The organism is Psychrosphaera haliotis (genome assembly GCF_039523615.1).
GTDB lineage: Bacteria > Pseudomonadota > Gammaproteobacteria > Enterobacterales > Alteromonadaceae > Psychrosphaera > Psychrosphaera haliotis.
On sequence record NZ_BAAAFQ010000001.1, the window covers coordinates 140,254 to 157,718 of the forward strand.

At 37.6% G+C, this 17,465-nt stretch carries 19 protein-coding genes and 1 tRNA gene; 10 read left to right on the top strand and 10 right to left on the bottom strand.

What is annotated here, in order from left to right:
- Window positions 1-9: 9 nt before the first annotated feature.
- Both ABD009_RS00590 and ABD009_RS00595 read right to left on the bottom strand, forming a co-directional pair.
- Complete coding sequence (locus ABD009_RS00590; protein ID WP_343822013.1) at window positions 10-459, bottom strand: YchJ family protein; 450 nt, start codon at window positions 457-459, stop codon at window positions 10-12.
- A 38-nt stretch (window positions 460-497) separates the two neighbouring features.
- Window positions 498-899: a SulA-like leucine-rich domain-containing protein gene (locus ABD009_RS00595; protein WP_343822015.1), complete on the bottom strand. Its 402-nt coding sequence runs from the start codon at window positions 897-899 to the stop codon at window positions 498-500.
- A gap of 107 nt (window positions 900-1,006) precedes the next feature.
- Here ABD009_RS00595 and ABD009_RS00600 point away from each other — a divergent pair, with 107 nt between their 5' ends.
- Window positions 1,007-3,556 carry an EAL domain-containing protein gene (locus ABD009_RS00600; protein ID WP_343822017.1) on the top strand — a complete coding sequence of 850 codons (2,550 nt, stop codon included), beginning with the start codon at window positions 1,007-1,009 and terminating at the stop codon, window positions 3,554-3,556.
- Between the two features lie 17 nt (window positions 3,557-3,573).
- Here ABD009_RS00600 and ABD009_RS00605 read toward each other — a convergent pair whose 3' ends face one another.
- Window positions 3,574-4,317 carry a substrate-binding periplasmic protein gene (locus ABD009_RS00605; RefSeq protein WP_343822020.1) on the bottom strand — a complete coding sequence of 248 codons (744 nt, stop codon included), beginning with the start codon at window positions 4,315-4,317 and terminating at the stop codon, window positions 3,574-3,576.
- Window positions 4,318-4,407: 90 nt separating this feature from the next.
- Between ABD009_RS00605 and ABD009_RS00610 the strand changes: the two genes are divergently transcribed.
- Window positions 4,408-5,289, top strand: coding sequence for a DMT family transporter (locus ABD009_RS00610; protein WP_343822023.1), 882 nt, complete (start codon window positions 4,408-4,410; stop codon window positions 5,287-5,289).
- 1 nt (window position 5,290) lies between these two features.
- Here the strand turns inward: ABD009_RS00610 and ABD009_RS00615 are convergent.
- A tRNA-Val gene (locus ABD009_RS00615) sits at window positions 5,291-5,367 on the bottom strand.
- Window positions 5,368-5,570: 203 nt separating this feature from the next.
- On the opposite strand from ABD009_RS00615, the gene ABD009_RS00620 reads away from it, so the two are divergent.
- Window positions 5,571-6,206, top strand: a complete 636-nt coding sequence (locus ABD009_RS00620; protein WP_343822025.1) for a riboflavin synthase subunit alpha — start codon at window positions 5,571-5,573, stop codon at window positions 6,204-6,206.
- A gap of 47 nt (window positions 6,207-6,253) precedes the next feature.
- On the opposite strand, the gene ABD009_RS00625 is transcribed toward ABD009_RS00620, so the two are convergent.
- Both ABD009_RS00625 and ABD009_RS00630 read right to left on the bottom strand, forming a co-directional pair.
- Window positions 6,254-6,454, bottom strand: coding sequence for a CPXCG motif-containing cysteine-rich protein (locus ABD009_RS00625; RefSeq protein WP_343822028.1), 201 nt, complete (start codon window positions 6,452-6,454; stop codon window positions 6,254-6,256).
- Window positions 6,455-6,469: 15 nt separating this feature from the next.
- A complete protein-coding gene (locus ABD009_RS00630; RefSeq protein ID WP_343822030.1) occupies window positions 6,470-7,219 on the bottom strand; it encodes a pteridine reductase in 750 nt (249 codons plus the stop codon).
- A 253-nt stretch (window positions 7,220-7,472) separates the two neighbouring features.
- On the opposite strand from ABD009_RS00630, the gene thrS reads away from it, so the two are divergent.
- The 4 genes from thrS to rplT all read left to right on the top strand — a co-directional run bounded on the left by thrS (window position 7,473) and on the right by rplT (window position 10,709).
- Window positions 7,473-9,383, top strand: a complete 1,911-nt coding sequence (gene thrS / locus ABD009_RS00635) for a threonine--tRNA ligase (RefSeq protein WP_343822032.1) — start codon at window positions 7,473-7,475, stop codon at window positions 9,381-9,383.
- Window positions 9,384-9,461: 78 nt separating this feature from the next.
- Complete coding sequence (infC, locus tag ABD009_RS00640; protein ID WP_343822035.1) at window positions 9,462-10,022, top strand: translation initiation factor IF-3; 561 nt, start codon at window positions 9,462-9,464, stop codon at window positions 10,020-10,022.
- Window positions 10,023-10,135: 113 nt separating this feature from the next.
- Window positions 10,136-10,333, top strand: a complete 198-nt coding sequence (gene rpmI, locus ABD009_RS00645) for a 50S ribosomal protein L35 (RefSeq protein ID WP_343822038.1) — start codon at window positions 10,136-10,138, stop codon at window positions 10,331-10,333.
- Between the two features lie 16 nt (window positions 10,334-10,349).
- Window positions 10,350-10,709, top strand: coding sequence for a 50S ribosomal protein L20 (rplT, locus tag ABD009_RS00650; protein WP_208832356.1), 360 nt, complete (start codon window positions 10,350-10,352; stop codon window positions 10,707-10,709).
- Window positions 10,710-10,800: 91 nt separating this feature from the next.
- Here rplT and ABD009_RS00655 read toward each other — a convergent pair whose 3' ends face one another.
- Window positions 10,801-11,628 (bottom strand): MaoC family dehydratase, encoded by an 828-nt coding sequence (locus tag ABD009_RS00655; RefSeq protein ID WP_343822048.1) that lies wholly within the window; start codon window positions 11,626-11,628, stop codon window positions 10,801-10,803.
- On the opposite strand from ABD009_RS00655, the gene ABD009_RS00660 reads away from it, so the two are divergent.
- Entirely contained in the window at window positions 11,621-12,382 is a 762-nt protein-coding gene (locus ABD009_RS00660; protein WP_343822051.1) for a substrate-binding periplasmic protein, read from the top strand. The genes ABD009_RS00655 and ABD009_RS00660 overlap by 8 nt on opposite strands.
- A complete protein-coding gene (locus tag ABD009_RS00665) occupies window positions 12,379-13,008 on the top strand; it encodes an MBL fold metallo-hydrolase (protein WP_343822054.1) in 630 nt (209 codons plus the stop codon). Before ABD009_RS00660 ends, ABD009_RS00665 begins: the two co-directional genes overlap by 4 nt.
- Window positions 13,009-13,024: 16 nt before the next feature.
- On the opposite strand, the gene fur is transcribed toward ABD009_RS00665, so the two are convergent.
- The 3 genes from fur to ABD009_RS00680 all read right to left on the bottom strand — a co-directional run bounded on the left by fur (window position 13,025) and on the right by ABD009_RS00680 (window position 16,188).
- The gene (gene fur / locus ABD009_RS00670; protein WP_343822057.1) at window positions 13,025-13,453 is read right to left on the bottom strand and encodes a ferric iron uptake transcriptional regulator; all 429 of its coding nucleotides are present in this window, start codon (window positions 13,451-13,453) and stop codon (window positions 13,025-13,027) included.
- 93 nt (window positions 13,454-13,546) lie between these two features.
- Window positions 13,547-14,977, bottom strand: a complete 1,431-nt coding sequence (gene rimO, locus ABD009_RS00675) for a 30S ribosomal protein S12 methylthiotransferase RimO (protein WP_343822060.1) — start codon at window positions 14,975-14,977, stop codon at window positions 13,547-13,549.
- Between the two features lie 107 nt (window positions 14,978-15,084).
- A complete protein-coding gene (locus tag ABD009_RS00680; RefSeq protein ID WP_343822063.1) occupies window positions 15,085-16,188 on the bottom strand; it encodes an energy transducer TonB in 1,104 nt (367 codons plus the stop codon).
- A 142-nt stretch (window positions 16,189-16,330) separates the two neighbouring features.
- On the opposite strand from ABD009_RS00680, the gene nagZ reads away from it, so the two are divergent.
- A complete protein-coding gene (gene nagZ, locus ABD009_RS00685; RefSeq protein WP_343822066.1) occupies window positions 16,331-17,455 on the top strand; it encodes a beta-N-acetylhexosaminidase in 1,125 nt (374 codons plus the stop codon).
- Window positions 17,456-17,465 lie beyond the last annotated feature (10 nt).

The window sequence follows — 17,465 nt, forward strand, 5'->3', positions numbered from 1 at the left end:
TGCTGGCTTTTATTTTGAGTGACACTTTTTAAATTTTTTACCTGAACCGCATGGGCATTGTTCATTGCGTTCTATTTTGATGATTGGCGTATCAAACAGCTCTCCACTATCGTATTTCCAATGTTCATCTTCTATTACAAAATATGATTGTTCATGTATTTGTTGTAAATAACCGTCTGCAATAAAATCCGCTTTAAACTCTACAGTAGTGTCTGTAGCTTCAACAATTGTAAGACCTATAAAGTGACAACTCATACACGCTGCTTCTAGATCTTGTTCAGTTAACTCTAACTTTAGTTTGTTAGAACTTGTTTGGTATAAATAATCACTAGCGCCAGTAGCAAATGCAACATAACGAGAGCGCATTAATTGCAACGGGTTATCCGCTTTACGCTTGGCAGAGATAATATCCTGACAAGGGCAGGAGATTTCTTTAGATTTACACAAACAGGATGACAATATTTAACGCCTTATAATTGAGTAGTAACAACCCCAAATTAATGAGCTTGCAGTGCGCCCTCAATGTTATCAGATTTTATAGCGTGAATCGCTACTTCCGAATCGGCCCCTTTTAAATAGATTGATTTTTGCTGTTCTGGAGATAGTGCGTCTTCCCAAAAGATTATAGCTGAGCAATTGTGATGTTTAATTGCTTCGCTCGCAGTAAAAAATACGTCTTGGCAATGTTTCTTTTGAAAAACAATTACCTTATTAACATCTATACTATTGCGAGTTAAAAACTCTTTTGTTGGGCGACCATCAGGGGCAATAAGTAAAATCCAACCGGCTTGGGTACTATATAACTTTAGTAAAGGTATTAGCCCAATGTCACTTTTAGTAATATTATTCAAAGGGTTAAACTGATATTCTGTTTTTTCGTTTATAAGATTATTAAGCATTTTCAAAACCACTGGATAAATGAACAGTGGTTGTAATTTAGTTGGTTTTTTATACCACTGCAAGTTTTTTATTCATTTAATGTAATAAAATTTTATAGGACTTAGTTTTGAAGAGTTTCAACAAATATTTATTAACGATTATATTTTTATCACCTATTGTCGCGTTTTTAATAACGACGACTCAATCGTTTAATAAACTTGATAGTTTGCAAATAGGAGACAGTGAGTTAACAACTTCTATTACTAAGTCTTATTATGTAGATGAGGGACAAGGGGCGTTTTTAGATCAACAACTTAAAGAGTTAAGCTTATTCGATTTACCTTACAAGGACTTTACTGGCACCTTAAATTGGGGATTTGACAATAGAACGTTTTATTACAAATACGAAATAGAAAACCTATCAAAAGAGGCAAGAAGCTATGTTGTCCATTTTGACAATCCTACAATAGATAGGTTAAGCGTTTTTGAGGTGACCAACGTACAAAATGTATTACTGGCAGAGTTTGGTGATACCGCTAAAAATGTAAGTCAGAGTAATAAAGCCATGCCATCCGTTATAGTTGGAGTTCCTTCTGGGCAAACTAAAACACTGGTTTTTGTATCCAAAACGACAGGCGCTGCTTTTTTACCTGTACTTATTTTCCTATCCGACAGCTTCTCAGAGTATCAACAGTTCATATATTTAATTTGGGGAGCGTTTATCGGTATTTCCGTACTTATGTCGCTTTACAATTTAATCCTTTTTGCTGGTGCCAATGAACGAATATATTTGTATTACATTGGGTACGTGTGTTTTTTCCTTGTGCAGCTTGGTGCATTGCATGGTTTTAACGCTTATATAATTGGTGGTGAGTTAAATCAATGGTTATCAAAAAACATAAATGTTCTCAGTTGTTTTGTCAGTTTTTTCTCGGTTAAATTGGCATTACGATTTTTAAAGCTAGATCACCTAAAGGATTATATATGGGTGAAAGTAGCAAATATCTATAGTTACACCTTGGCGTTTTTTGCTTTTGTATTCATTTTTTTAGAAGAGTCTACGGCAGCTTCTATATTTTTCTTCTTGTTAATTGCTGCTTATACAATCGCAATTGCGTTGATGCTTTATAAATTTAAAGAGCGTATTAAGTGGACTAAGTACTATATTATTTCGTGGGTGCCGCTATTTGTTGGTGCTGGTTTAGGCTCCTTAATGTTTGCGGGCGTGTCAGAGTATAGTTTTTGGAATCGTCACGCTTCACTAATGGGCGTGCTAACCGAAATGGTTTTAATATCTATGGCTTTGGCGGAGCGATTAAGGAACAGTGAAGCAGAACGTCTATATCAAGCATCCCATGAACCTTACTACAAGTTACCAAATGTAAACTTATTGGAGCAGAAAGGGCTCGAGCTAAGCACAAATAATACAAACTTTGATTTTTCTATCGTTTCTGTGTCTATCAACAACTATGAATCATTAGAATCGTACATTCCAAAAGATAGACTAAAGGAAGTTGTTTATAAATTCTTAACCGATATCGAACAAAGGTTAAGTTTAGATCTACAGCTAGTGGATTTTGACTCCGATTCTTATTTGCCAAATGTGGCCATGCTAAATGACGGCGTGTTTAGCTTTTTAGTCTCAAGTAGTGACCAAATGCTTTTGAGTAGTGCCCTAAAAAAAGTGTCAGAGCGTCAGCCTATAAAAATGGAAATACCAGAGTTACCCCTACAGTTAAACTTCGTTGTTGGTGCCTCATCATTTATTGATAGTCCCTACGGAGTAACTGACGTTATTTATAAGGCGCAGTTAGCTGTTGAACAAGCTAAGGAATTAAACAAAAACGTATGGATATTTAGTCAATCGGAACCAGAAGCTAATAATAGAAAATTTAGAATGGCCAGCGATATCAAGTTGGCAATGCGAAGTGGAGAAATGTTTGTTAAGTATCAACCTCAGTTTGATATTGATAGTGGTGAGATAGTTACTTTTGAAGCGTTACTAAGATGGAGACATCCCGAATTAGGAGATTTAAACCCTTTAGAAGTAATAACTGTTGCAGAAGACACAGGGCTCATTGAAGAAGTTACTATTTGGCTAATAGAAGCTTCATGCCGTAACTTCTCACGTTTTTACAGCGCTGAGAAAAACAGTGAGCTTTGTATTGCTATTAATATGTCGACACAGGTTATTCTATCGCCTTCTTTCTCGCAACGGGTCATGGATATTATTGAAACCCATAAACTTAAAGCGAGTCAGTTTTTACTGGAAATTACAGAAAGGTCATTCAAGTCTGATTCGCAACAATTAGAACATAAAATTCGAAAGCTAAGGGCTTTGGGTTTTAAAATTGCTATTGACGATTTTGGTACAGGCTCAGCATCATTAACATATCTCAATAAAGGAATATTTAACGCCTTAAAAATTCCAAAAAAATTCATTCAATCTATGCCTGGGAATGAGCGCAGCCAAAGCATTGTTAGATCTTGTATATCTTTGGCAAACCAACTAGAGATGGATGTCGTTGCTGAAGGTGTAGAACGAGAGATTGAACTGGATTTATTGAAAACGATGGATTGTAAAAGTGCACAGGGATTTTTGTTGTCCTATCCGCTTACCGTAGAGGAAATAGAAGATCAAATTGAAAAAGGCTGGAAGTTAAACGGAGTTGATTAATTATCGGTAATATTAGTTCAATCAATTGGTAATTTTAGATTAGTGAACTCTTCTTTAAGTTGCTTAATTATAGAGGGGTCTGTTCCTAAACTGGCAGCTAAATAAAACTCTTCAGATAGCTCCTTGAAGGTATAAATCGTTTTGAAATCTGATGATTCACATCCGGTTTTTTTACAATAATACTGAACGATATGACGATTAGCAGGAATAGCATCAATCCTGTGTCTTTCTAACATTTTCATAGTAGAAACGGAACTAACGATCTCTACTAACTCTCGTTCAAATTCAAATCCATTCTTGCTTAAAAAGTTAGCTACGGCGTCCTGGCGCTTAACCCCAATTTGAATATTCGACAAGTCTTCTAAATCGTCTACTGGTTTAATATCGGCGTCTTTAAGTGAAATGAGCCGCGTAGTAACGTGTGCAACTTTACCAATCCAGATAAATTTATCTTCTCTTTCAGGTGTTCTTATTAGAGAGAAGATTAACGTATTGGGCTGATTTAATGCAATTTCATAAGCTCTAGCCCATGGCATTACGTCAACTTTACTAGTGGGTAATACTATATCAATAAGCTCAGAGACTTCTTTTCCTACTGAGCCTCCAATTAAATCATTATTGCGACTAATTTGATAAGGCGGAAAATGATCGGTCACTATTCGAATGAACCCGTCGTTGGATTTTGCCGGCACCTGAAGGCTAAAAACAATTAGTAGTGACAACAATAAACTTGAAGCATTAGACAAAATAGTGGAATCCATAAAAATAACTATCTTTAATTAATAGCGCGTGATCGTTATTCTTGCAAAAAATAGGTAGTGCATAAGCTATTAACGTAATCAGGAAAACTATTGAAAAATCAATTTCGAGCTCTTCAATTTGCCATTGTGGCCGTTTTGCTTTGGTCAACGGTAGCCACCGCATTTAAAATTTCATTGGCTGGCATGACGCCAATACAGCTTTTATCAGTAGCCAGTATTTCTTCGTTTATTGCTTTATTCTCTGTTGTAATTTTTACTGGGCGTATCGTTACTTTTAAAATAACACTGAGGAAAAAGTGGAAGTCCTTTGTCTTCTTTTCCTTATTAAACCCAGTTGCATACTACTTAGTATTGTTCTCCGCTTATGATCGATTACCTGCTTCTCAAGCACAATCGTTAAATTACACTTGGGCCATTGCACTTACTGTTTTGAGTGCCGTTTTTTTGGGGCAGACGATTAGAAGGCGAGATTGGGTTGCTTGTTTCCTAGGCTATTTTGGGGTTTTTATTATAGCGACGAGTGGCAACATATTTAACTTAGAGTTTGAAGATTCTCTTGGCGTAGGTCTTGCGCTACTATCTACTTTTTTATGGGCAACGTACTGGATTTTGAATACAAAAATGAAAGCGGATCCTATCGTATCAGTGTGTTTGTGTTTCTTTTTTGGTTCGTTGTGGTTGTTACCCGGCGCAATTTACTTTGGTGGCTTTAGCGGAATCACGCAATCTGCTCTGTTTGGCGCAGTTTATGTTGGCTTGTTTGAAATGGGGATAACGTTTGTGTTTTGGTTAATGGCAATGCGTTACGCCACCAATACGTCATTAATTAGTAACCTAATCTTTGTATCGCCATTCATATCATTACTACTTTTGCACTTTGTTATTGGCGAAGAGATATTCGCATCAACAATAATTGGTTTGGCAGTCATCATTTTAGGCTTGTTGGTACAGAATCTGAACTATAGAAAGTGATTGGTACAACCGAGTGGATTCGAACCACCGACCCCCACCATGTCAAGGTGGTGCTCTAACCAGCTGAGCTACGGTTGTATAACACGAGTATCGCGAAGAGGTTGTATGCTAAACAACGGGCTTTTAAAGTGCAAGCCGTTTTATCATAATTTTGATTCAACTGATTAATTTCCCAACAAAACCTGAACTTAAGGCCTCTATCGTAAGTATTCTAGAGAAAGGTGTTGGGCTCATTGGCCAATTTTTTATATAGTAGCGGTTCTAAAGTTGAGGGCTAATTAATGTTTACAGGTATTGTGCAAACAAAAGCAACGGTTATCGGTATTACCGGTCACGACGCATTTAAGACAATTTGCTTGTCGGTAGGAAATGAATATTTAGAAAGACTTACAATAGGGGCGAGTATCGCAATTAACGGTGTTTGCCTAACTGTAACTAAGTTTGAAAGCCGGTTGTCTGACGTGGTTGGGCAAGTGTTTTTTGATGTAATTGATGAAACGCTCGATGTAACTAACTTGAAGTCTATAAAGCAGGGCGACCAAGTTAACTTTGAACGAAGTGTTACTTTTGGTACTGAAATTGGTGGTCATATTGTATCTGGCCATATTCACGCTACGGCGATTTTAGAAAAGGTTGAGCGAAGCCCTGATAATGTAAAAATGACGTTAACTATTGACCCACAATGGATGAAGTACATTCTTCACAAAGGGTTTGTTGGCATTAACGGCTGTAGCCTAACAGTTGGCGATGTTAGCTCAGATAGTTTTGCACTGCACCTCATTCCAGAGACGTTGCAAATTACCAACTTGGGTAATTACGAAGAGGGCGATCAGTTAAATATTGAAGTTGATCAACAAACATATACAACGGTTCAAACAGTTGAGCGTTACTTAAAATCACAAAGTCGTTTTAACTAGTCACTTTACCTAGTCGATTTAATTAGTGAAGCTGTAACCGTTTTTGACTAGTAGATTTGTTCGTCATCGGCATCTACTTTCAATTCTACCTTTTGCCTCAGTTCGTCAATGTGGGTATTTAAGTGAATTGCGTTGCAACAAGCCGAACAGTCTTCGTAGTAGTCTTGATCACCATTTGACATATCAAATTGAAAACTAACGTGGTGCCCACAGTGTGGGCATTCTATGGTTTTAGAAAATGTATCCATAAGCCTTCCTCAATATTAGGCTTTACTTCCCCCATTTATGCTTCTGCCGCCATCCACTGCCAAAATCTGTCCTGTTACATACGTAGCTTTGCTCATATACAAAATAGCTTCCGCTATATCTTCGGGAGAACCTAACCTAGCTAAACCTATCTCACTGAGAACTTGTTTTTTGTCTTGTTCCGATAGGTCGTTTTCGTGCCAAAGTATCGCACCTGGTGCAATACCATTTACTCTAATATTAGGCGCTAATTCTCGAGAAAGCGATTTTGTTAGCATGACTAATCCTGCTTTAGCCATACAGTAAACTGGATAATCCTTTAACGGACGATCAGCATGTATATCTACCATATTGACAACATTACCTTTATTTTTGGTTAATTCAGGTAATAGGTTTTTAATTAAGAAAAAGGGCGCTTTAAGATTAGTACCCATTAAGTCGTCCCAAACGTCTTCATTTACATCGTTTACGGGGGTTGGGTAAAATGAAGATGCATTATTTACTAACATATCAATACGACCAAATGCGGCCGTCGCACCATCGGCTAAAGACTGAAGCTCGTCTAATTTAGTAATATCTGCTTTGACACGTTTTGCAGAGTTTGAGCGAATCGCATTTAGTTCTGAAACAAATGCATCAGCTTCGTCGGTAGAGTGGTTACAATGGACAACAATGTTATAGCCATTTTGATGTAAAAGAGTCGCGGTTTGTTTACCGATTCTTTTTGCAGCTCCAGTTACTAAAACCGTAGGAGAGGTGGTTTTCATTTGTCTTTCCAACTATAAAATTTAAAAATAATGAGGCTAGTACGTAATAAATCTAAAATAAGCCTAAATATATTCGTTATTGCGCTTACGTTGCTTGAGATCTAGCTTAAGATAAAATAACATTCGCTTCAGACAAATGTCGAATTCTCGGCCCAGTTTAAATGGATTGTAACCGTTTAACACGCCAAAACTTTAAAATTTATACTGTATATGCGACGCATTGTAGGCGCCGCCACTGTACTAAGGAAATAAAATGCCTGTTATTACTCTTCCTGACGGTAGTCAACGCTCGTTTGATAATGCTGTTTCTGTTCTTGATGTTGCTGGTGACATTGGCCCTGGTTTAGCAAAAGCGACCATAGCTGGTGTTGTTGATGGCAACCGCGTTGATGCAAAAGACCTAATTACCGAAGATGCTAAATTGCAAATCATCACTGCCAAAGACGATGATGGATTAGAAATTATTCGTCACTCTTGTGCGCACTTATTAGGACATGCGATTAAGCAATTGTTCCCAGATGTAAAAATGGCAATTGGTCCTACTATTGATAACGGCTTTTATTATGATGTAGACCTAGATCACTCTTTGTCTCAAGACGATATTGCTGCTATTGAAAAGCGTATGCTTGAATTAGCAAAAACGAATTATGAAGTTGTTAAGAAAACCGTTTCTTGGCAAGAAGCTCGTGACGCTTTTGAAGCGCGTGGCGAGACTTACAAATTACAAATCTTAGATGAAAATATTGATAAGTCTGACAAACCAGGTTTATATCATCACGAAGAATATATCGACATGTGTCGTGGTCCTCACGTTCCAAATATGAAGTTTTGCCAACACTTTAAACTGATGAAAGTGGCTGGTGCATATTGGCGCGGTAACTCTGATAACAAAATGTTACAGCGTGTTTACGGCACAGCATGGGCAGACAAAAAACAACTTAAAGGTTATTTAAAGCGTTTGGAAGAAGCAGAGAAGCGTGATCACCGTAAAATTGGTAAAGCGTTAGATTTATTCCATTGGCAAGAAGAGGCGCCAGGCATGGTATTTTGGCATAACGATGGTTACGCTATTTATACTGAACTAGAGCGCTTTATACGTCGCAAGTTAACTGAATATAACTACGACGAAGTTAAAGGTCCATTAATGATGGATAGAAGCTTGTGGGAAAAATCAGGTCACTGGGACAAATACGCAGACAACATGTTTACGACAAGTTCTGAAAACCGTGAATATGCTATAAAGCCAATGAACTGCCCAGGCCACGTTCAAATATTTAACCAAGGCTTAAAGTCCTACCGTGACTTGCCATTACGTATGGCCGAGTTTGGCTGTTGTCACCGTAATGAGCCATCTGGTGCATTACACGGTTTAATGCGTGTTCGTGGCTTTACTCAAGACGACGCCCATATTTTCTGTACTGAAGAACAAATTCAAGAAGAAGTTATTGGCTGTATTCAAATGGTTTTTGATACTTATAAAACGTTTGGTTTTGAAAATGTGTCAATTAAACTTTCTACGCGTCCAGAACAGCGCGTAGGCAGCGATGAAATTTGGGACAAAGCAGAAAAAGCATTGGCTGATGCGTTAGATGCAAATGAATTAGAGTATGACTTGCAGCCTGGTGAAGGTGCATTCTATGGTCCTAAAATTGAATTCACATTACATGACTGTTTAGGTCGTGCTTGGCAATGTGGTACGGTTCAAGTTGATTTCTCTATGCCAGGTCGTTTAGGTGCAACTTACGTTGGTGAAGACAACGAACGTAAAACACCAGTTATGATCCACAGAGCAATCTTAGGTTCGTTAGAACGATTTATTGGTATTTTGATTGAAGAGTACGCAGGTCTTCTTCCAACATGGTTGGCCCCAAAACAGGTAGTAATTATGAATATTACCGATTCACAAGCCGAATATGTGAAAAAAGTGGAAGAAAAGTTGAAGCAAAGTGGAATTAGAGTCATTTCGGACTTGAGAAATGAGAAGATAGGCTTTAAAATCCGTGAGCACACTCTTAAGCGTATTCCGTTTATGTTGGTTGTTGGCGAAAAAGAGAAAGAATCAGCACAAGTTGCAGTTCGAACTCGAAAAGGTGACGATATGGGCTCAATGCCAATCGATGACTTTATCGCACAATTTAATGAAGTAGTGAGCAAATACGAATAATATTCGTAACTAATATCGAGCATCGCAATGAGTATAAAATTATAGAAAACGACTCGCGGTGCTTTATTTATAATTTTTTTGGAGGATTTTGCCATTAGAGCGCAAAACAAACGTGGCCAAAAGGCTGCTCAAAACAGGTTAAATGAAGAAATTACCGTTCAAGAAGTTCGATTAGTCGGCGTTGAAGGTGAACCTTTAGGTGTTGTTTCTATTAAAGAAGCATTAGCAGCGTCAGTTGAAGCAGGGATGGATCTTGTAGAGATCAGTCCAAATGCTGAGCCACCTGTTTGTAAAGTTATGGACTACGGCAAATTCCTATACGAAAAGAGTAAAGCTCAAAAAGAGCAAAAGAAGAAGCAAAAACAGATTCAGGTTAAGGAAATTAAATTCCGTCCTGGAACTGATGAAGGCGATTACCAGGTAAAACTACGCAACCTGCGTCGCTTCATTGAAGCTGGAGACAAGGCGAAAGTCACTATCCGCTTCCGTGGTCGAGAGATGGCTCATCAAGATATCGGACTAGATCTACTAAGACGTGTTAAAGCGGATTTAGAAGAAATTTCTACGTGCGAATCTTTCCCTTCACGTGCTGAAGGTAGACAGATGATCATGGTACTCGCACCAACTAAGAGCAACTAAGCTCTTAAACTAGTCGGTAGGTAAGGCCTTTAACAAGTAATTGGTGAGTTTCGACAAACCAGTTCGCCTTAATACCATTTTAATTAACACTCTAACAATGCGGAGTCTAGGCAATGCCTAAAATGAAAACTCATAGCGGCGCGGCAAAGCGCTTTAAAAAGACTGCCTCTGGTGGTTACAAACGTAAACAGTCTCACTTACGTCACATTTTGACTAAGAAGAGCTCTAAGCGTAAACGTCACTTACGTAGCAAGTTAATGGTTTCTTCAGTAGATAAGCCGTTGATCGATCGTATGTTAGCTGGCGCTTAAGAGAGGAGACTGAATAATGGCAAGAGTAAAACGTGGTGTACAAGCTCGCAAGAGTCACAAAAAAGTACTAAAGGCAGCTAAAGGTTATTACGGAGCACGTTCACGTGTTTACCGCGTAGCATTCCAAGCTGTAACAAAAGCAGGTCAATATGCATACCGTGACCGTCGTCAAAAGAAACGTGTTTTCCGTCAATTATGGATTGCTCGTATCAATGCAGCGGCTCGTCAAAACGGTTTGTCATACAGCAAATTCATGAACGGCTTGAAAAAGGCGTCTATTGAAGTAGATCGTAAGATCCTTGCTGACATCGCTGTTCACGACCAAGCAACATTCGCTGTTTTAGTTACTAAAGCAAACGAAGCGTTAGCTGCTTAATCAAGCCAAAATTTGATTTTGATGAAAGGAAGCCTAGGCTTCCTTTTTTAATACCTAAAATTTAACGATGTTCTTCAAGCCGGTTAAATTACTAACTAACGGTTATTTTTAAATGGCGTTCAGTTCCACAGTTCGAACTTAAGTTATACTCTTGAGTGTCGACTTTTTTACTCAAGGTTAAGCTAGCTGGAATGTAGCAGGGTTTATTGAACTCAATTTTTATAGTTTTGTTTGGAACATTTTGTTGTTCAATGATTTTATTTAAACCCAAATGAGCGTTTAACATTCCGTGCACTAAAGCGCCTTTTAAACCAAATAGTTTTGCGAAGGTATTGCCCATATGAATTGGGTTAAAGTCTCTAGAAATACGGGCATATTTCCAGACGTCTTTTTGGCTAATCTCAAAATTTGTTAATGTTTCAAAATCCGCGTCATTATTTGAAGCCACTTTGATAGACGAACGGCCTTGATAATAGCGACTCTTATCAAGCATCTCATTGATATTGACTAAGGTTACTTGTTTATTTTGCCAGACAGTTGTCTTAATTTTGTAAAGAAGCCCTTTATCTGACTCGTCTATCGATTCAATTTCTACGACAACCGTGGAAGGTAATCGCCAATTCTGCGGTCCTAACACTTCTACTTGAGAAGATATGTGAATTAAACCCAGTAATTTAGATGGAATGTCACTTTGCGCTACGCACTGAAGAATGAGTGGAAATGTCGCATTAAAAACAAAAGTAGGTCTAGCTTCTACGGCACCAAACTTAGCTTCAAATCCATTTAGAACTTTATAGTTTGGGTAATAGTTATCTACACTAATTGCAAAGGGTTTAAACAAACCTACATCACGCGGCGTTCGTGTAGCTGCAGTATAAATTAATTTACCTACAGAAAATGGTGGTTGTTGAATGAGCATAATTAAATATATTTCCTTATTCTTGGTTATGTCCACTTCAATTGTGGCCAACAAGATAATAGCTGACTCAAATAATATCAATATTTCGGTAGGAATAGCACCTCCTTATATTAATGAAGCGGAAAAAGAAGTCGGGTTTGTTACTAAGATCATACTGGAGTCATTGAAGGAGAGTAAAAACGTCCCAAACTTTATAGTTAAAGATTGGCACCAAGTTAGTTCAGCCGTTGATCTTGAGCATCACCTTTCATACTGGTGGCACAAGACACCTGAAAGAGAAAAAAAGTGGTACTTTTCACAACCTATTTTTAAAGCGGAATTTGTATTTTTAGCTCGTAAAGACGTTCGTTTTTACTGGACTAGATACGACCAATTAAGACCTTATAAAATTGGCCTTTCGCATATACAAAGTTACGGTCCTCTTTTTGATTCATATATTCAATACTTACAAACAGAAACTTTAATATCTGACTATAGCGGTATTAAAGCATTATTAAAGGGAGATGTTGATGCCATATTGATTGAAAAATCCATGGCGATTCACTTGTTATCATTTTTTAATAAAAAAGAGCAAAACAGGCTGGAGTTATTTAAAAACAAGATTATTTATGAAGAGCCTTATTTTCTAGTTTGCGCAAAGTCATTTAGTAACTGTAATTATTATATAGAAGTTTTTAATGTTGGCCTTAACAAGGTAAAATCATCTGGTAAGTATGACAAGATCATAGAAGAGTTTAGTAGAGGCCATAAATGAAGATTGAAGTATTACCTGTTACGCCATTTCAGCAAAATTGCAGCATCATAGTTTGTACTGAAACAAACCAAGCCGCTATCGTCGATCCTGGCGGAGAAGTAGACAGAATTATTGCTAAGCTTGAAGAGCTAAGCGTAACGCCTCAAAAGATTTTAATTACTCATGCGCACATTGATCATGCAGGTGGAACAAAAGATTTAAGTGAACGTTTGAATTTGCCAATCGAAGGTCCTCAAACTGAGGATTCATTTTGGATTGACCGTTTAGCAGATCAGTCACGTATGTTTCAGTTTCCGGAAGCTAAACCATTTGAACCAACAACTTGGTTAAATCACAGTGACAAAGTAACCGTTGGCAACTTAGAGTTTGAAGTTAGGCATTGTCCAGGACATACACCAGGCCACGTCATATTTATAAATCATCAATATAAATGGTGTTGGGTCGGGGATGTTTTATTTAATGGAAGCATAGGCAGAACAGATTTTCCAAGGGGCGATCACGCTACGCTGATTAATGCTATTAAGGAAAGCCTGTTGACGTTAGACGATGATTACCAGTTTCTTTCTGGCCATGGCCCAACATCAACAATAGGTTATGAAAGGGCTCATAACCCATTTATTCAGTAGAGTAATTAGAGAGCCGTTAGTTACGGTTCTCACATACTTTTTTCACACAATTACCATAAAGGTATAAACTGTGATTGGTAAGTTCTATGCCATTTCTCTTAGCAACGTCGTCTTGACGCTGTTCAATAACATCATCAGTAAACTCTAATACTTTGCCACAATCTAGACAAACTAAATGGTCGTGATGCTTTTTGTTTGCTAATTCAAAAACCGATTTACCACCCTCAAAATGATGACGAGTAACAATACCTGCATCATCAAATTGATTTAAAACACGATAGATTGTTGCTAAACCAATTTCTTCGTCGTGCTCTAACATTAATTTATATAAATCTTCCGCACTTATATGCTCATCTTTTAAAGACTTTAATAGCTCTAAAACCTTTAGGCGAGGAGAGGTTACCTTTAATCCGGCGTTTTTTAGTTGAAGATCATTTTCACTCATAACTTTCTTTCTTTTTTATTGGTCTAATTTCATTATACGCATAACACTCAATATTAGAACCGCAAATACGGCTCTAATCGGATTTATATAATATTAAGCAATTTGGCCCCAAAGGTCATATTCGTCTGAATGTTCAATTAAAACATCAACTAAGTCACCTGGTTTAACATCTTTTTCTTCATTTAAGTAAACCATACCATCAATTTCTGGTGCATCTGCATAACAACGACCAATGGCACCTTCTTCATCAATTTCATCAATCAATACTTTCATTGTAGTACCAATACGAGCTTTTAATTTAGCAGTGCTAATTGCTTGTTGTTTTTCCATGAAACGAATGTAACGTTCTTCTTTAACTTCTTCAGAAACATCTCCACCAAGCTCATTAGCTTTAGCCCCTTCAACTGGGCTGTATTTAAAGCAGCCAACTCTGTCTAGTTGAGCTACATCCAACCAGTCGAGCAACATTTGAAAGTCTTCCTCAGTTTCGCCTGGGAAACCAACAATGAAGGTTGAACGTATAACAATCTCAGGGCAAATGTCTCGCCATTTTTGAATGCGTTCTAGTACTCTTTCTGCTTGTCCTGGGCGTTTCATCGCCTTTAATATTTTAGGACTGGCATGTTGAAAAGGTATGTCTAAATACGGTAATAATTTACCCTCAGCCATTAACGGTATTGTTTTATCAACAGAAGGGTAAGGGTAAACGTAATGTAAGCGAACCCACATACCCATTTCGCCAAGCTTTTCACATAGTGTTTTCATGTCCGTTTTAATTGGCATGCCGTTCCAAAAATCCATTTTGTGTTTAACATCAACACCGTAAGCACTTGTATCTTGTGATATTACTAATAACTCTTTTACACCTGCCGCTTTTAAACGTTCCGCTTCTGATAAAACTTCTCCAATTGGGCGGCTAACTAAATCTCCGCGCATTGAAGGAATTATGCAGAACGTACATCTGTGGTTACAACCTTCAGATATTTTTAGGTATGCAAAATGTTTTGGAGTCAGCTTAACGCCGTGATCAGGAATTAAGTTTTCAAAAGGGTTATGTTCAGGTTTAGGAAGATGTTCGTGTACTTGGTTAAGTACTTCTTCGTAGGCATGTGGACCGGTAACTGCTAATACGTTAGGGTGAATCTCTCTGATTTCATCATCCTTAACACCCAAGCAACCAGTCACGATAACGCGGCCGTTTTCTTTTAACGCTTCGCCAATGGTATCTAAAGATTCTTGAACGGCACTATCAATAAAGCCACAGGTATTAACAATTACTAAATCTGAATCATGGTAAGTATTAACCACCTCATAACCTTCAGTTCGAAGTTGAGTCAAAATACGTTCTGAGTCGACTAAGTTTTTAGGACAGCCTAAACTTATGAAACCGATTTTACTCCCTACATCAAAAGTTTGACCTTCCGTTAACGTAGCCGCACCTTGTGCTTTATTTTGCTCTGCAATTACTTTAACTGGAGTCTCAAGCGTTGTTGTTTTGTTTGGAGTGAATTTTTCGACTGTCATACTTTGCCTTCTTTAATTGAACGTTCGAGCAGGGCTTTCAAAACAGCCCTGCCGAATTTGCGCAAGATTATACAGGATAGAAGGGTGCCTGAGTAGTAATACCTGTGTTAACTATTGAGCTCAACTAATTTGAAACTGGCTCCTTTATTGCCATCAATCAATACTTGGCATTTACCCCAAGATTTAGGAATTAACCACTGATTGTTTTCCTCGATAGTAAAGACATTACGTTTATTATCACAACGAACATCTAACTTATCTAAATCACCATTTATGTCCTGAATTACAAACGAGTTACGGGAAAGTCTATGGCTCCAAGTACCTGCTTTGGTAAGATTCGCATCACGAATAATAAGATTATCACTAGCAATGTGTTGTTCAATTTTTTCTGCAAAAGGGGCTAATGCTTCTTTCGTTTTTATAGCTTGCTCAGATTTGAAATGCTTTAAACTATTAAAGGTATAGAGCGCGTCGTTAAATCGTTGTTGATCAGCTTCAATAATAAACATTCTATGCAAATTACGTATAGTTGTAGCCTCCGGTAACCTGCTGTTATATTTATCATGTTTGGGCTTTTGAGTCGCTTTGTAGAGATGTTTTAACTCATTTTTTTTATCTCCAATCAGAAAGTAATACTCCGATTGTAAATAATGAAACCAAGTTATTTCAGTTAAATTAGACTCTCCCGCCCACTCAGCGTTTGCTAATTCAAGCCCCAACTTATCAGCTTCTTTGTTTTCCACTAATTTAGCCGCACTGTTATAAAATGTCCTGAATTTTTTTGATACGCCATTATTATTGATTGAAAAATCAAACTGTAGCTTTGTATCGCACTGTTGTATTGCTTCGCCATCTTTTTCGGCAGGCGTGTATTTCCATTTTTTAATCGCTCGCAATGCAGCACGTTCAAACGCAACGTCACCGGCCGAATCTATAACCGTGGGTTCAAGAACCGAACCGTCTGTATCAATTATAAAACTCATTTGCACCCAACCTTCTCTTCCACGTTTTGCAGCGCTTGAAGGGTATATAGGACCTTTTCTCTCAATAGGTGTTGCGTCAACAATGGACTCAACTAGACGAGCTGTTTTGATATCAGAATTTGGAATGTTTAATTTGGAACTTGCATGCACATGCATAGAAAATACAAGTGCAAGCGCTACTGGACTAAGCTTTTTGATGCGTGTGACGTTACGTGAAATATGTTTCATATTGTTCCCTCAATAGTAATACCCGAATTATTAGTTATTTATACGGTTATTGCAAATGGATGATGTTTAGATAACTTATGTACTATTAGCTTTAAATTTCGTAGGATTCCCCGATAAAAATGAAAAGTACAAATAGGCCCAAATGACAATCTCTAAGAATAAGTATCCTCCAAAATCATTGTTAGTTTGTATTGCCGGCACAAATTTAACGAATGAAGAAAAGCTTCGTTTAAAACACCCATTAGTTAACGGGGTCATTTTATTTTCAAGAAACTTTAAAAATAGCTATCAGCTAAAAGAGCTTGTGGATTCGATAAAAAGTGTTTCTGAGACACCTTTACTAGTTGCTGTAGATAACGAGGGTGGACGTGTACAACGTTTCAAATCCGATGGCTTTACACATTTACCAGCAATGGCTGAACTATATCGTTACTTTGCGAGTTTAACGAATGCACAGAGATCAGAACGGGTCAAACAATCTGATCCTAAAACATCTTATGACCAGCCAAGTACAAAATGTTTAGAGGCAGTTAATGATATTGGTTATCTCATGGCGTTTGAATGTTTGTCGCATGGTATAGATTTGAGTTTTGCTCCGGTAATGGATATTGATCAAGGTTCCGATGTGATTGGTGACAGAGCCTTTCATGAATCGCCAGATATCGCTGCAAAACTTATTAATGCTTTTTGTACTGGAATGCGAATGGCTGGGATGCCAACAGTTGGAAAGCACTTTCCAGGACATGGCTCAACAAAAGAAGACTCTCACTTTCATACTCCTGTTGATACTAGAGAGTGGACAGAAATTAAAGACAATGATTTGAAAGTGTTTGAAACGCTACTGTCAAAAACCATTATTGATGGAATTATGCCAGCTCATATTATTTTCGATCAGATAGATAAAGAACCAGTTGGATATAGTAAGTTTTGGCTTCAAAAGGTATTAAAAGAAGATCTGAAGTTCAAAGGTATAATCTTTAGTGACGATTTGGCGATGGTTGGTGCCGGAGTTTCTACGAAGAATCCGTTAAGTTACATAGAGCGATATGAAAAGGCGATAGAAGCTGGTTGCGATATTGCGTTGTTATGTAATAAACCTGACGATGTTGATTTATTATTGAGTCAGATTAAACCATCAGATGTCAGCCAAATTATGAATAACAGCGGTTTTAAGTTTGATAGTCAAACTAACAACGTAATTTACAGAGATAAACTAGATGCCGCTAAAGATGTCATCAAAAAAATAAACGAATGGAAATCCGCTTAATATAATAAGA